The 15,999-nt window shown below is 75.6% G+C and carries 7 protein-coding genes; all 7 read left to right on the top strand.

Translation table 11 applies throughout. The features are described from left to right. The first annotated feature begins 14 nt into the window (after window positions 1–14). Window positions 15–8,600 carry an amino acid adenylation domain-containing protein gene (locus AB0O91_RS12305; RefSeq protein WP_363430798.1) on the top strand — a complete coding sequence of 2,862 codons (8,586 nt, stop codon included), beginning with the start codon at window positions 15–17 and terminating at the stop codon, window positions 8,598–8,600. Between the two features lie 90 nt (window positions 8,601–8,690). After that, the gene (locus AB0O91_RS12300; protein ID WP_363430795.1) at window positions 8,691–9,737 is read left to right on the top strand and encodes an SAM-dependent methyltransferase; all 1,047 of its coding nucleotides are present in this window, start codon (window positions 8,691–8,693) and stop codon (window positions 9,735–9,737) included. Continuing rightward, complete coding sequence (locus AB0O91_RS12295; RefSeq protein ID WP_363430793.1) at window positions 9,737–10,759, top strand: aminotransferase class I/II-fold pyridoxal phosphate-dependent enzyme; 1,023 nt, start codon at window positions 9,737–9,739, stop codon at window positions 10,757–10,759. The genes AB0O91_RS12300 and AB0O91_RS12295 overlap by 1 nt, the downstream gene beginning before the upstream one ends. Before the next feature lie 84 nt (window positions 10,760–10,843). After that, on the top strand, window positions 10,844–12,175 hold the full coding sequence (locus AB0O91_RS12290; protein WP_363430791.1) for an MFS transporter: 1,332 nt from the start codon (window positions 10,844–10,846) through the stop codon (window positions 12,173–12,175). 162 nt (window positions 12,176–12,337) lie between these two features. Then, a complete protein-coding gene (gene hppD, locus AB0O91_RS12285) occupies window positions 12,338–13,450 on the top strand; it encodes a 4-hydroxyphenylpyruvate dioxygenase (protein ID WP_363430789.1) in 1,113 nt (370 codons plus the stop codon). Further along, complete coding sequence (locus tag AB0O91_RS12280) at window positions 13,447–14,577, top strand: alpha-hydroxy acid oxidase (RefSeq protein WP_363430787.1); 1,131 nt, start codon at window positions 13,447–13,449, stop codon at window positions 14,575–14,577. Before hppD ends, AB0O91_RS12280 begins: the two co-directional genes overlap by 4 nt. Beyond that, window positions 14,574–15,872 carry a PLP-dependent aminotransferase family protein gene (locus AB0O91_RS12275; protein ID WP_363430784.1) on the top strand — a complete coding sequence of 433 codons (1,299 nt, stop codon included), beginning with the start codon at window positions 14,574–14,576 and terminating at the stop codon, window positions 15,870–15,872. The genes AB0O91_RS12280 and AB0O91_RS12275 overlap by 4 nt, the downstream gene beginning before the upstream one ends. The last annotated feature ends 127 nt before the right edge of the window (window positions 15,873–15,999 follow it).

Raw genomic sequence — 15,999 nt, 5'->3', positions numbered from 1 at the left:
AGTTGGCGTACGTGATGCACACCTCCGGCTCCACCGGAAAGCCCAAGGGCATCGGCATCACCCACCGCTCCATCCTCGACCTCGCCCTCGGCGGCGCCTTCGACACCGACGCCCACGAACGCGTCCTGGTCCACTCCCCGACCGCCTTCGACGCCTCCACCTACGAACTCTGGGCGCCCCTGCTGGCCGGTCACCGGCTCGTACTGGCCCCCGCCGGACGCCTCGGCGTCACCGAGCTCGCCGACACCTTCCGGCACGGCGGGGTGACCGCCGCCTGGCTCACCGCCGGCCTGTTCAACGTGCTGGCCATCGAGGCCCCGACAGCCTTCACCGGCCTGCGCCAGGTGTGGACCGGCGGCGACGTGGTCTCCCCCGCCGCCGTCCGCCGGGTCCTGACCGCCTGCCCCGGCCTCACCGTGGTCGACGGCTACGGCCCGACCGAGACCACCACCTTCGCCACCCGCCACCCGATGGCCTCCCCGGCCGAGGTGCCCGGCACCGTCCCGATCGGCCGCCCGCTGCCCAACACCCGGGCCTACGTGCTGGACGACACCCTCCAGCCCGTCCCGATCGGGGTCCCCGGCGAGCTGTACCTCGCCGGCCCCGGCCTCGCCCGCGGCTACGTCGGACGCCCGGCCCTCACCGCCGAACGCTTCACCGCCGACCCGTACGGCGCCCCCGGCACCCGGATGTACCGCACCGGCGACCTCGTCCGCCGCACCCCCGACGGCATCCTCGAGTTCCTCGGCCGCGCCGACGACCAGGTCAAGATCCGCGGCTTCCGGATCGAACTCGGCGAAGTGGAAGCCGCCTTCACCGCCCACCCCGCCGTCGGCCAGGCCCTCGCCCTGGTCCGCGAGGACCAGCCCGGCGACAAGCGCCTCGTCGCCTACCTCACCCTCACCGGTGACACCACCCCCGCCGAACTCCGGGCCTCCACCGCCGAACGCCTGCCCGCCTACATGGTCCCCGCCGCCCTCGTCGTCCTCGACGCCTTCCCGGTCACGCCCAACGGCAAGGTCGACCGCCGCGCCCTGCCCACCCCCGACTACACCGGGGCACCGCAGGGCCGCACCCCCCGCACCGCCACCGAGCAGGCCCTGTGCGCGCTCTTCGCCGAGACCCTCGGCCTGCCCGCGGTCAGCATCGACGACGACTTCTTCGACCTCGGCGGCCACTCCCTGCTCGCCACCAAGCTGGTCAGCCGGATCCGCACCACCCTCGGCACCGACCTGCCGATCCGCACCCTCTTCGACCACCCCACCATCGCCGCCCTCGCCACCGCCCTGCCCACCGGGCAGACCCCGGCCCACCCCGCGCTCCGGCCGCAGTCCCGTCCGGCCCTGGTACCGCTCTCCCCCGCGCAGCAACGGCTCTGGTTCATCGACCAGTTCGAGGGCCCGAGCGCCCTCTACAACACCCCCTTCACGGCCCGCCTCAGCGGCCCGGTCGACGCCGCCGCCCTCACCGCGGCCCTGGCCGACGTGGTGGCCCGGCACGAGGTGCTGCGCACCACCTTCCCGACCGCCGACGACGGCCGCCCCCACCAGCTGGTCGCCGACACCGCCGAACCCGCCCTGCACACCCACCGGGTCACCGACGAACGGGAGTTGGACGCCGCCGTGGCCGCGGCCACCGGCGAGGTGTTCCGGCTCGCCGAGGACCTGCCGATCCGGGTGTCGCTGATCTCGCTGGGCGACGACCGGCACGCCCTGGTCGTCCTGCTGCACCACATCGCCAGCGACGGCTGGTCCGTCACCCCGCTGCTGCGCGACCTGGACGCCGCCTACCGGGCCCGCCTGGCCGGCACCGCGCCGCAGTGGGAGCCGCTGCCCGTCCAGTACGCCGACTACACCCTCTGGCAGCACGAGACGCTCGGCACCGAAGAGGACCAGGACAGCCTGCTCGCGCGGCAACTCGCCCACTGGCAGCACGCCCTGGCCGGCGCCCCGGAGGAGCTGGAGCTCCCCTACGACCGCCCGCGCCCGACCGCACCCAGCCACCGCGCCGGTACCGTCGAGTACCGCCTGGACCCCGAACTTCACCACCGGCTGGCCGAGTTGGCCACCACCACCCGGGCCAGCCTGTTCATGGTCCTCCAGGCCGCCGTCGCCACCCTCTACACCCGCCTCGGCGCCGGCACCGACCTGCCGCTCGGCACCCCCGTCGCCGGCCGCACCGACGAAGCCCTCGACGACCTGATCGGCTTCTTCGTCAACACCCTCGTCCTGCGCACCGACACCACCGGCAACCCGACCTTCCGCGAGCTCCTGGACCGCGTCCGCCGGGCCGACCTGGACGCCTTCGCGCACCAGGACCTCCCCTTCGAGCGCCTGGTCGAACAGCTCAACCCCACCCGCACCCCCGCCCGCCACCCGCTCTTCCAGACCGTCCTGACGGTCAACAGCGGCCCGCTCCCGGTGCTCTCGCTCGGCGGGGTCAGCGGGGTGCTGGAGGGCGCGGGCGAGTCCCTGGCGCACTTCGACCTGAACTTCAACTTCACCGAGCAGTACGGCCCGGACGGCCGCGCGCTCGGGGTGGCGGCGGCCGTCGAGTACGCGGCGGACCTCTTCGACCACGCCACCGCGACCGCCCTCACCGAGCGTCTGCTGCGCGTGCTGGAGGCCGTGGCCGCCGACCCCGACGCTCCGATCGGCGGGATCGGCATCCTCGGACCGGAGGAGCGCGAGCGGCTGCTCACCGGCTGGAACGACACCGCCGTCCCGATCGCCGACACCACCCTCACCGAGCTGTTCGAGGCCCAGGCCGCCGCCACCCCCGACGCCGTCGCGGTGGTCTCCGACACCGAGCGGCTCGACTACGCCGAACTCGACGCCCGGGCCGGCGCCCTGGCGGCCGTCCTGCTGGCCCGCGGGCTCGCGGTGGAGGAGCCGGTCGGGATCCTGATGGACCGCTCGGCCGACCTGGTGACGGCGGTCCTGGCGATCGCCAAGGCGGGCGGCACGTACGTCCCGCTGGACACCCGCTACCCGCTGGACCGGATGCAGCACATCCTCGCGGACACCCGGGCCCGGCTGGTGCTGGTCGACCCGGCCCACCGCGACCACCCGGTGCTCACCACCGACCACCCCGGCACCGAGCGGCCCACCGCCCTGGACGTCACCACGGCCCGGGCCGAGACGCCCCCCGCCGACGCGCACCCCGACGACGCACCCCCGGCCGGCCGCCGACCCCACCCCGGCCAGCTGCTCTACGTGATGTACACCTCGGGCTCCACCGGCGTGCCCAAGGGCGTCGCGGTGACCCACCGCAACGTGGTCGACCTGCTGGCCAACCCGCACTTCCACCAGGGCCACCACCGGGCCGTGCTGCTGCACTCGCCCACCGCCTTCGACGCCTCCACCACCGAGGTCTGGGCGCCGCTGGTGACCGGCGGACGGATCGTGCTGGCGGCGCCCGGACAGCTCGACCTCAACGCGCTGGCCGCGACCGTCACCCGGCACGCCGTCACCCTGGTCCAGGCGCCCTCGGGCCTGCTGCGCCTGCTGGCCGAGGAGGCACCGGAGGCGTTCCGCGCGGTGCGGCAGGTGTGGACGGGCGGCGATGTGGTGCCCCCCGAGGCGGTGCGGCAGCTGTTCCGGGCCTGCCCGGACACCGACGTGGTCGCGGTCTACGCGCCGACCGAGACCACCGCCATCAAGACCACCTTCACCATGTCGCCCGGCCGCGAGGTGCCCGCTGTGGTGCCGATCGGCCGCCCGCTGGCGAACACCCGGGCGTACGTGCTGGACGACGCCCTCCAGCCCGTCCCGGCCGGGGTGCCCGGCGAGCTGTACCTCGCGGGCAACGGCCTGGCCCGGGGCTACGTCGGCCGCCCGGCGCTGACCGCCGAGCGCTTCACCGCCTGCCCCTTCGGCGGCAAGGGCGAACGGATGTACCGCACCGGCGACATCGTGCGCTGGAGCGCGGACGGCGTGCTGGAGTTCCTGGGCCGCGCCGACGACCAGGTGAAGATCCGCGGCTTCCGGATCGAGCCCGCCGAAGTGGAGGGGGCGCTCGCCGCCCACCCCGCGGTGGGCCACGCGGTGGCCCTGGTCCGGGAGGACCGGCCCGGGGACAAGCGGCTGGTCGCCTACGTCACCACCGCCGGCCCGGCCACCCCCGGCGAGCTGCGCACCTTCCTCACCGACCGGCTGCCCGCCTACATGCTCCCGGCCGCGATCGTCACCCTGGACACGCTGCCCGTCACCGCCAACGGCAAGGTCGACCGGCGCGCCCTGCCCGCCCCCGACTACGCCGGGGTGCCGGAGGGCCGCGCCCCCCGCACCGGCAACGAGCGGGCGCTCTGCGGACTGTTCGCCGAGACCCTCGGCCTGCCGGCCGTCGGCATCGACGACGGCTTCTTCGACCTCGGCGGCCACTCGCTGCTGGCCACCAAGCTGATCAGCCGGATCCGCACCGCGCTCGGCACCGAGGTCCCGATCCGCACCCTCTTCGACCACCCCACCGTCGCCGCCCTGGCCGGGCACCTCGGCGACGGCCCGGTGCGGGCCCGGCTGCTGCCGCAGCAGCGCCCCGCACTGGTCCCGCTCTCGCACGCGCAGCAACGGCTGTGGTTCATCGACCAGTTCGAGGGCCCGAGCGCCCTCTACAACACCCCCTTCGCGCTCCGGCTGACCGGGGCGGTCGACCCGGCCGCCCTGGGCGCGGCGCTGACCGACGTGGTGGCCCGGCACGAGGTGCTGCGCACCACCTTCCCGGTCGCCGACGGCCGGCCGCACCAGCTGATCGCCCGGTCCGCCGAGCCCGTGCTGCGCATCCGCGCGGTGGCGGACGAGCCGGAGCTGCGGGCGGCGCTGGCCGACGCCGGCCGGGAGGCCTTCGACCTGGCCGTCGACCTCCCGGTGCGGGCGACGCTGTTCTCGCTGCCGCAGGGCGAGCACGTGCTGCTGGTGCTGATGCACCACATCGTCAGCGACGGCTGGTCCGTCGGCCCGCTGCTGCGCGACCTGGACACCGCCTACCGGGCCCGCAGCACCGGCGCCGCCCCCGACTGGCGCCCGCTGCCCGTGCAGTACGCGGACTACGCGCTCTGGCAGCGCGGGCTGCTCGGCGCCGAGGACGACCCGACCGGCGCCGAGCACGCCCAACTCGCCTACTGGAAGCAGGCCCTGGCCGGCCTCCCGGAGGAGCTGACGCTCCCCTACGACCGCAAGCGGCCGATCGAGCCGGACCGTCGCGGGAACAGCGTCGAGTTCCGCATACCGGTCGAACTGCACGCCGAGGTCGCCGAGTTGGCGCGCGAGAGCCGGTCCAGCGTGTTCATGGTGGTGCAGGCCGCGCTGGCCGCCACGCTGAGCCGGCTGGGCGCGGGCACCGACATCCCGCTCGGCACCCCGATCGCCGGCCGCACCGACGAGGCCCTGGACGAACTGATCGGCTTCTTCGTCAACACCCTGGTGCTGCGCGCCGACCTCTCCGGCGACCCGAGCTTCCGGCTGCTGCTGGAGCGGGTGCGGCAGGCCAACCTGGACGCCTTCGAGCACCAGGACGTGCCCTTCGAGCGGCTGGTCGAGGTGCTCAACCCGGCCCGCTCGACGGCCCGGCACCCGCTCTTCCAGGTGATGCTGACCTTCGGCGCCGCCGAGGCGCCGACCGGCCCGGACGCCGCGCTCACCTTCGCCGGACTGCCCGCCCGGCTGGAGCCGCCCGCGGGCGGACTCGCCAAGTTCGACCTGGCCTTCGGCTTCAGCGAGCAGCTGGCCGCGGACGGCTCCCCGGCCGGGATCGGCGTGGTGGTGGAGTTCGCCGAGGAGCTGTTCGACCCGGCCACGGTGACGGCGATCGGGGACCGCTTCGCCCGGCTGCTCGCCGCCGTGGTGGCCGACCCGGCCCGCCCGGTCGGCGCGGCGGAGATCCTCGACCCGGCCGAGCGGGCCCTGATCCTGGACCGCTGGAGCGCCCCCGCGGCGCAGCCGGAGAACACCCGCCCCCGCACCGTCCCGGAGCTGTTCGCGGCCCAGGCGGCCCGCACCCCGCAGGCCGTGGCGGTGGTCCACGGGGACGAGCGGGTCGACTACGCCGAGCTGGACGCCCGGGCGAACCGGCTGGCCCGGCTGCTCGCCGACCGCGGCGTGGGCCCCGAGCGCCTGGTGGCGCTGGCGCTGCCGCGCTCGGTGGAGCTGGTGGTCGCGGTGCTCGCGGTGCTCAAGGCCGGCGGCGCCTACGTCCCGATCGACCCGGACTACCCGGCCGACCGGATCGCCTACACCCTGCGCGACTCGGCACCCGAGCTGCTGGTCACCACCGGCCCGACCGCCGACCGACTCCCGGACAGCGGGCTGCCGTTGCTGCTGCTCGACACCCCGGAGACGGCCGCCGCACTGCACCGCGCGTCCACCGAGGCCCCCTCTCCCGACCTCGGCCCGGACCACCCGGCGTACGTCATCTACACCTCGGGCTCGACCGGCCGCCCGAAGGGCGTGGTGGTCCCGCACGCCAACGTCTCCCGGCTGTTCGCCGCCACCGACCACTGGTTCGCCCCCGGCCCGCAGGACGTCTGGACGCTGTTCCACTCCTACGCCTTCGACTTCTCGGTGTGGGAGCTGTGGGGCGCCCTGCTGCACGGCGGCCGCCTGGTCGTGGTGCCCTTCGGGACCAGCCGCTCGCCCCGGGAGTTCCTGGAGCTGCTGGTGCGCGAGCGGGTCACCTTCCTCAACCAGACCCCGTCCGCCTTCTACCAGTTGATGCAGGCCGACCAGGAGGATCCGGAGCTCGGCGACCGGCTCGCCCTGCGCCGGGTGGTGTTCGGCGGCGAGGCGCTCGACCTGGACCGGCTGGCGCCCTGGTACGCCCGGCACGCCGAGGACGCCCCGGTGCTGGTCAACATGTACGGCATCACCGAGACCACGGTGCACGTCTCCTACCGGCCGCTGGACGCGGCCACCGCCGCCGGCCAGTCCCGCTCGCTGATCGGCGCGGGCATCCCGGACCTGCGGCTCTACCTGCTGGACTCCCGGCTCCGCCCGGTGCCCGCCGGGGTGCCCGGCGAACTCTACGTCGGCGGCGCCGGGTCGGCCCGCGGCTACCTGGGCCGCCCGGCGCTGACCGCCGAGCGCTTCACCGCCGACCCGTACGGCGCCCCCGGCACCCGGATGTACCGCACCGGCGACCTGGCCCGCTGGACGGCCGACGGCGAGTTGGAGTACCTGGGCCGGATCGACGCCCAGGTGAAGATCCGCGGCTTCCGGATCGAGCTCGGCGAGATCGGCTCGGTGCTCAACCGCCGGCCGGAGGTGGCCTCGGCCGCCGTGGTGGTGCGCGAGGACGCCCCGGGCGAGAAGCGCCTGGTCGGCTACCTGGTGCCGGCCCCGGCCGCCGGGCTGCTGGACCTGGACGCGCTGCGCACCCACCTGGCGGCCGAGCTGCCGGACTACATGCTGCCCGCCGCCCTGGTGCCGCTGGAGCGGCTGCCGTTGACGCCCAACGGCAAGCTCGACGAGCGGGCCCTGCCCGCCCCGGAGCCGGGCCGGGCCGGCGGCGGCCGGGGGCCGCGCACCCCGCTGGAGGAGGTGCTCTGCGGGCTGTTCGCCGATGTGCTCGGCCTGGAGCGGGTCGGCATCGACGACAACTTCTTCGAGCTGGGCGGCCACTCCCTGCTGGCCGGCCGGCTGGTCGCCGGGATGCGCGAGCTGACCGGCGCGGACGAACTCGGCGTCCGGGCGCTGTTCCAGGCCCCGACCGTCGCCGGGCTGGCCGACCTGCTGGCCGGGGCCCGGGGCGGCGCCGCCGCCGAGGAGGCCTTCCCGGTGCTGCTGCCGCTGCGCACCCGCGGCTCGCGCCCGCCGCTGTTCTGCGTGCACCCGGCGGCCGGGATCAGCTGGGTGTACACCGGGCTGCTCCGCCACCTGGACGCCGAACAGCCGGTCTACGGCCTCCAGGCCCCCGGGCTGGCCGACCTCGCCCGCCACCCGGCGAGCCTGGCGGAGATGGCCCGGACCTACCTGGCCGAGCTGCGGGCGGTCCGCCCCGAGGGCCCGTACGCCCTGCTGGGCTGGTCCTTCGGCGGCCCGGTCGCCCACGCGATGGCGGCGCTGCTGCGCGAGCAGGGCGAGCAGGTCGACCTGCTGGCCGTGCTGGACGGCTATCCGGAGCTGGACGAGTACGCCCGGTACGGCGGGGACGGCTCCGGGCGCGACCCGGAGCTGCTCGCCGCGATCCTCGCCTCGCTCGGCCAGCAGGCCGGCGAGATCACCGCCTGGCCCACCGACGAGGCGGGCTACGCGGAGCTGGTCCGGCACGGCGACGGCCCGCTGGCCGGGCTGAGCGGTGCCGGGGTGGCCCGGGTGGTCGAGGTGTTCCTGGCCAACCTCGCGCTGGCCGGCGACGCCCCGCTGCCGGGCTACGACGGCGACGCGCTGGTCTTCGTGGCCACCGAGGACCGCCCGGCCGACGCCCCCGACCCGGAGAGCTGGCGGGCCCACGTGGGCGGCCGGCTGGAGATCCACGACGTGCCCAGCACCCACGGCGCGATGACCGGCGCGCAGGCGCTCGCGGTCATCGGCCCGGTGCTCGCCGACCGGCTGCGCGGCCGGCCGGCCGAGCCGGCGCCGGGGCGCCCCACCGAGACCCCCCGCTGAACCCCGCCTGCCCCCTGCACCACCGCGACACCCCCGCACCACCACGCCCAGCGGCCGCGACCCGGCCCACCACGAGGAATGGACACCACCATGCAGACTGCCGTCATCCCCGACACCTGGCGCGGCGTCACCCCGGCGCCGATCTCGTCGACCGACGCCTACAACGGCTTCATCGCCGCCAACGTGATCTTCGCGCTGGACCGGATCGGCGTGCTGGAGCGGTTCGGCCGCGGCGAGGCACTGTCCGCCGCCGCGATCACCGCCGAGTCGGGCGACACAGCCCGCACCGAGGCCGTGCTGCGCGCCGCCACCGACTACGGCTACCTCAAGGCCGACGGCGCCGGCTACCTGCCCACCGAGGCGGGCATCGAGATCGCCGCCGCCCGCGGCTACTTCACCTGGGCCGTCGGCGGCTACCACGACGTGTTCGGCCGCGCCGGGCACCTGAGCACCGGCTCGCACCACTACAACGGCGACGTCTTCCGGGACGAGGCGATGGTCGCCCTCGGCTCCGCCCAGTGCGACCAGTCGCTGTTCGCCGCGCAGCTCACCGACGTGCTCTCCGGCATCGACTTCCGCACCATCGCCGACCTGGGCAGCGGCACCTCCGCCCGGGTCCGCCGGGTGGTCTCCCAGCGCGAGGGCAGCCGCGGCCTGGGCATCGACATCAGCCGTCCGGCCACCGACATCGCCCGCGCCGACATCGCCGCCGCCGGGATGCAGGACCGGGTCACCGCCGTCCGGGCCGACGTGCTCGGCCTGCTGGGCACCCAGATCGACAACGACGCCGAGGCCGCCGAGGTGGCCGAGGTGGACACCGTGATGAGCTTCTTCCTGCTGCACGACCTGCTGGCCGACCCGACCACCCGCTCGTCGATCTTCACCCGGATGCGCGAGGCCTTCCCGAAGGCCCGCACCTTCGTGCTCGGCGACACCATGCTGCGCGGCCCGGGCGAGTCGCAGAGCGCGATGCCGGTCTTCTCGGTCGGCTTCGAGCTGGCGCACGCGATGATGGGCGTGCCGCTGCACACCAAGGAGACCTACGAGCAGTTGTTCACCGACGCCGGTCTGCGGATCGACCGGGTCGAGGCGCTGGCCACCCCGCACTCCTGGCTCTACGTCCTCCAGGCCGACTGATGGCGGCCGCGTCCGGGGCCAGACACCTGCTGGCCCAGAACGAGCACCCGTACCCGCCGCTGCCGTCCGTGCTGGCCGCCCTGGCCGGCGCGGTCGCCGACCTGAACCGCTACCCGGACTTCCGCCCGGAGCGCTTCGCCGGGATCATCGCCGACTGGCAGGGCGTCCCGGCCGGGCAGGTCGTGGTCGGCCACGGCTCGGCCGGGGTGGCGCTGGACCTCTTCCACTCGGTCGTCCGGGCCGGCGACAACGTGGTGCACTCGGACCCCTGCTTCGACGCGTACCCGCTGTTCTGCGGGATCGCCGGCGCCGAGGCCCGGGCCGTCCCGCTGGGCCCGGACGCCCGGCACGACCTGGCCGCGATGGCCCGGCAGGTGGACGCCCGCACCCGGATCATCGTGCTCTGCAACCCGCACAACCCGACCGGCACGGTCTACTCCTGGGCGGAGCTGACCGGCTTCCTGCGGCAGGTCCCGGCCACCGCGCTGGTCCTGCTGGACGAGGCCTACATCGACTTCGCCCGGGACTGGCGGGCCCCGGACGTGCCGGACCGGATCGCCGCGTGGCCGAACCTGGTGGTGCTGCGCACCCTCTCCAAGTCGCACGGCCTGGCCGCGCTGCGGATCGGCTACGCGATCGCGGCGGAGCCGGTGGCCCGGCGGGTCCGGGAGGTCCAGGTCCCGTACGCGGTGAACCGGCTCCAGGAGGCCGGCCTGCTGGCCGCCGTCACGGCCCAGGAGGAGGTGGACCGGCGGATCGCCGAGATCACCGCCGAGCGCGAGCGGCTGCGGGACGAACTCCTCGCCCTGGGACGGTCGGTGCCGCCGAGCCTGACCAACTTCCTCTGGGTGGAGGCCCCCGGTGACGAGGGCGCCGTCGCCGCGGAGCTGGAGCGGCTGGGGGTGGCCGTCCGCTTCTACCCGGGCCGGGGCATCCGGATCGCGGTCGGCGAGAAGGACGCCAACGACGCCGTGATCGAAGGTTTCACCCGCGCTCACCGGACCGTCACCGCGCTCCGCTAGACACGCCCCGGGGCACCGGCCCGGCCGCCCCGGGGCACGCCCCACCCGCACCATCCACCACACCGCAGCAACGAAGGACAGGACATGCACCCACTTCTGGCGCGGCCGGAGTTCCGGCTCTACATCGCGGGACAGACGCTGTCCGTCCTCGGGGACAGCGCCCTCTTCATCGCCCTCGGCATCTGGGCCAAGGTGCTGACGGGGAGCAGTTCGGCGGCCGGTCTGGTGATGTTCTGCTACGCCGTCCCGATGCTGCTGCTGCCGCTCGGCGGCCTGGTCGCCGACCGGGTCCGCCGTCGGCCGCTGCTGGTGACGGTCAACCTCGTGCTGGCGCTGGCGGTTTCGCCGCTGCTGCTGGTCGACGGCCGCGGCCACCTGTGGATCATCTACGGCACGGCGGTGCTCTACGGCCTGGCCGGAGCCGTCCTGACCCCGGCCCAGAGCGCCATGCTGCGCACCATCCTGACGGAGCGTCAGGACTTCGGCGCGGCCGTCGGGTTCACCCAGACCCTGCGCGCTGGCACCACGCTCGTCGCCCCGCTGCTCGGCTCCGGCCTGTACGGGTGGCTCGGCGGCCGGGCCGTCGCCCTGGTCGACATCGGCATCCTGCTCGCGGCGGCGCTGGCCTTCCTGGCGCTGCGGGTGCCCGAGTCCAAGCCGGAGCCCTCCGGCCGGCACTGGCGCAGCGAGGTGCTGGCGGGCTTCCGGCACCTGCGCGGCACCGCCTCGCTGCTGCCGCTGCTGATCGCGACCACCCTGACCGCGGCCGTGCTGAGCTTCCTCCAGCCGGTGCTGTTCGCGCTCATCCAGCACGGGCTGCACCGCTCGCCGGAGTTCCTCGGCGTGCTGGAGACGGTGGAGGCGGTCGGCGCGCTGGGCGGCTCGGTGCTGGGCGGCGTGCTGATCGGCAAGCTCGGCCCCCGGAAGACCGTCATGCTCGGCTCGGCGGTCTTCGGGATCGGCTCGATCCTGCTGCTGGTGCCCTCGGTCTGGGTGGTGTCGGTCGGCCTGGTGATCGCCGGGGCCGGCATGCCGGCCGGCGTGGTCGGCCTGGCCACCGCCGCCCAGGCGCTCACCCCGCCGCAGCTGATGGGCCGCACCCAGGCGGCCGTCAACCTCTCGCTCACCGCACCGCAGGCGATCGCCATCGGCGTCGGTGCCGGCCTGGTCGCCGCGCTGGACTTCCGGACGGTGCTCGTCGCCATGGTGGTGGGCGCGCTGCTCTCCGCCTTCTTCCTGCTCGGCAAGCCCGACGCCCGCCTCGACGACGACGAGGAGGAGGGCGGGGACGAGGAGGAGCCGGCCGGGTCCACCGACCGGCCCGCCGCCGAACCGGCCGGGGAGGCGGCCGCCGAACCGGTGCCGGGACCGGCCGCCGAAGCGGCCGAGCCCGCCGAGCCCGCCCGCCGTTCCTAGGGCGACCCCGACCCCTCCACCGCTCCACCGCGCCCGCCGGCCGTCGACCGACGGTCGGCGGACCGCGCACCACGCCCCCGGGCCCCCCCCGGCGGCGGCCCTGCCTCACCGCACCGCCGCCGGGGTGGGCCTCCGTGCACTCCTCACGAGAGAGCCCCCCAGATGCCCGACCGTTCCGCTCCCGAGACCGAGACCGAGACCACCGCGCCGTCCCCGCTCGCGCTGGACCACGTCGAGTTCTACGTGACCGACCTCGCCGCCGACGTCGCCCGGCTGACCACGGAGTACGGCTTCGACCTGCTCGTCCCGCCCACCGAGCGCGGGGAGGCCGCCGAGCGCTGCGCCTCGGCCCTGCTCGGCCAGGCCGCCGTCCGGCTGCTGCTCACCCAGCCGCTGGCCGCCGGCCACCCGGCCACCGACTACCTGGCCCGGCACGACGACGGCGTGGCCGCCCTGGCCCTGCGGGTGCCGGACGCCACCGCCGCCTACCGGGCGCTGACCGGGCGCGGCGCCGAGGGCCTGCGCCCGCCGCAGGCCGCCGACGGCTGCGTGACCGCCGTGGTGGGCGCCTTCGGCGACGTGGTGCACACCCTGATCGAGCGCGGCCCGGACGTCCCCTCCGACCGGATCCCCGGCCTGCCCGACGCCGCGGCACCGACCGGCGCCGAGGGCGTCGGCCTGCGCTCCGTCGACCACTTCGCGGTCTGCGTCCCCTCCGGCGACCTGCGCGCGACCGTCCGGCACTACTGCGAGGTCTTCGGCTTCCGGATGGTCTTCGAGGAGCGGATCGAGGTCGGCGCGCTCGGCATGGACTCGATGGTCGTGCAGAGCCCCGACCACAGCGTCACCCTCACCCTGATCGAGCCGCTCACCCCGGACGCCGGCGGCCAGATCGCCTCCTTCCTGGCCGACCACGGCGGCGCCGGGGTGCAGCACGTCGCCTTCGCCTCGGAGGACGCCGTGCACTCCGTCTCCACCATGGCCGCCCGCGGCGTGCCGTTCCTGCGCACCCCGGGCGCCTACTTCGACGCCCTGCCCGCCCGGCTCACCCCGCTGCGGCACAGCCTGGACGAACTGCGGGAGCTGAACCTGCTGGTCGACCAGGACCACGACGGCCAGCTGTTCCAGATCTTCACCCGCTCCCAGCACCCGCGCGGCACCTTCTTCTTCGAGGTGATCGAGCGCATCCGGGCCCGCAACTTCGGCAGCAACAACATCCGTGCCCTCTACGAGGCCGTCGAGCTCCAGCGCAACGCCAGCGAAGCGGCCAGATGAGCGCGCCGCCGCTGACGGACCGTCAACTCCCTTTGTCGGTCGCCGGGTACGAAGGGGCCGCCCGGGCCGCCCTGTCCCCCGAGGTCTGGGACTGGCTGGCCGGAGGCGCCGAGCAGGAGCACACCCTGGCCGCCAACCGGGCGGTCTTCGACCGTACGGCCGTGGTGCCCCGGGTGCTGACCGACGTCTCCGCCCGCACCACCGCCACCACGCTGGTGCGCAGCCGGGCGGCCCTGCCGGTCGCGGTGGCGCCGATCGCCTACCACCGGCTGTTCCACCCCGAGGGCGAGCTCGCCTCGGCCCGGGCGGCGGCGGCCGCCGGGGTGCCGTTCACCGTCGGCACGCTCAGCAGCGTCGGCTTCGAGGAGCTGGCGGCGACCGGCGCGACGCTCTGGTTCCAGCTGTACTGGCTGCGCGACCGGGGCCGGCTGCTCGACCTGGTCGCGGCGGCCGAGGCGGCCGGCAGCGAGTGCCTGATGGTCACCGCCGACGTGCCGTACATGGGCCGCCGGCTGCGCGACGCCCGCAACTCCTTCGCCCTGCCCGAGCACGTCCGCGCGGTGCTGCTGGAGGGCGGCGCCGTCGGACGGGCGCACCGGGCCACCGCCGCGGGGTCGGCGGTGGCCGCGCACACCGCCGAACTGCTCTCCCCCGCCGTCACCTGGGCGGACCTCGACTGGCTGCGCGAGCGGACCGCGCTGCCGTTGGTGGTCAAGGGGGTGCTCGACCCGGCGGACGCGCTGCGGGCCGCCGCGCTGGGCGCCGCCGCCGTGGTGGTCTCCAACCACGGTGGGCGCCAACTCGACCGGGCCGTACCGTCGTTGACGGCGCTGCCGGCCGTCGCCGAGGCGCTGGCCGGGCGGGACTGCCAGGTGCTGCTGGACAGCGGGGTGCGCGGCGGCTCCGACGTGCTCGCCGCACTGGCCCTCGGGGCCTCCGGGGTGCTGCTCGGCCGCCCGCTGATCTGGGGCCTGGCCGCGGACGGCGAACCGGGCTGCACCCGTGTGCTGGACCTGCTCGCCGCCGAGCTGCGCGACGCCCTCGGCCTGGCCGGCTGCGCCGACCCGGCCGCCGCCGCCGAACTGCGCACCACCCCCCTGCCCTGCCCCGCCTGGAGCGCCCCGTGACCGTCACCGCCCCGCCGCACGACCTGCGGCTGACCGACCTGCACCCCTCGCTCGCCGACCCGGCGATGACCTCGATGAACCTGCTCAACGAGATCTCCATCCGCTACCCGCGGGCGGTCTCCTTCGCGGCCGGCCGCCCGGCCGAGCAGTTCTTCGACCTGGCGGACGTCCACCGCCACCTGGACCGCTACGTCGGGCACCTGCGCACCGAGTGCGGCCTGACCGAGGAGGCGGCCCGCCGCCAGGTGCTCCAGTACGGCCGCACCAAGGGCATCATCCACGAGCTGATCGCCGCCCACCTGGCCACCGACGAGGGCATCGAGGTGCCCGCCGAGTCGGTCGTGGTGACGGTCGGCTGCCAGGAGGCGATGTTCCTGGTGCTGCGGGCGCTGCGGCGCGGCCCGGAGGACGTGGTGCTGGCCGTCTCCCCGACCTACGTCGGGCTGACCGGCGCAGCCCTGCTGGCGGACCTCCCGGTGCGCCCGGTGGCGGACGGCCCGGACGGGCTGGACCTCGCCGACCTGCGCCGGCAGCTGGCCGCCGCCCGGGCCGAGGGGCTGCGACCGCGCGCGCTCTACCTGGTGCCGGACGTGGCCAACCCGAGCGGCGCCAGCCTGCCGCTGGCCCTGCGCCGGGAGCTGGTGGCGCTGGCGGCCGAGGAGGACTTCCTGGTCCTGGAGGACAACCCGTACTGCGTCTTCGCGGGCGAGGAGCGGCTGCCCCCGCTCAAGGCCCTGGACACCGGGCGGCGGGTGATCCACCTCGGCTCCTTCGCCAAGACCGCGCTCCCCGGCGCCCGGGTCGGGTACGTGGTGGCGGACCAGCTGGTGGCGGACGGCGCGGGCGGCACCGCGCTGCTGGCCGACCTGCTCGGCATGATCAAGAGCATGACCACGGTGAACACCTCGCCGATCGCCCAGGCCGTGATCGGCGGGGCGCTGCTGGAGCACGGCTACAGCCTGCGGGCCGCCAACGCCGGGGTCGCCGCGCTCTACCGGCGCAACCTCGCCCTGGTGCTGGACGGCCTGGCCCGGCGGTTCCCGCCCGGCGGCGGGGTGAGCTGGAACGCGCCGCGCGGCGGGTTCTTCCTGGTGCTGACCGTGCCGTGCGTGGTGGACGACGCGCTGCTGGAGCTGTCCGCCTCGGAGTACGGCGTGATCTGGACGCCGATGTGCCACTTCTACCCGGGCGCGGGCGGGGAGCGCCAACTGCGGCTCTCCGTCAGCCAGGTCGACCCGGCGACCCTGGACCGCGGCCTGGACGGCCTGGCCGCCCTGATCGCCGCCCGCTCCTGACCTGACCCGGGGCCGGGGGGGGGGGGGCCCCCCCGGGGCCCCCCCCCCCCCCCCGGCGGCCCCCCCCCCCCGCCCGCGGCCCCCCCCCCGCGGGGGGGGGGGCGGGGGGGGCGCGCCCCCCACCCCG

Origin of the sequence: Kitasatospora sp. NPDC089797 (genome assembly GCF_040684795.1) — a bacterium.
Taxonomy (GTDB): Bacteria; Actinomycetota; Actinomycetes; order Streptomycetales; family Streptomycetaceae; genus Kitasatospora.
The sequence above is the reverse complement of the archived record's forward strand: the minus strand, read 5'-3'. Positions and strand labels throughout refer to the sequence as shown.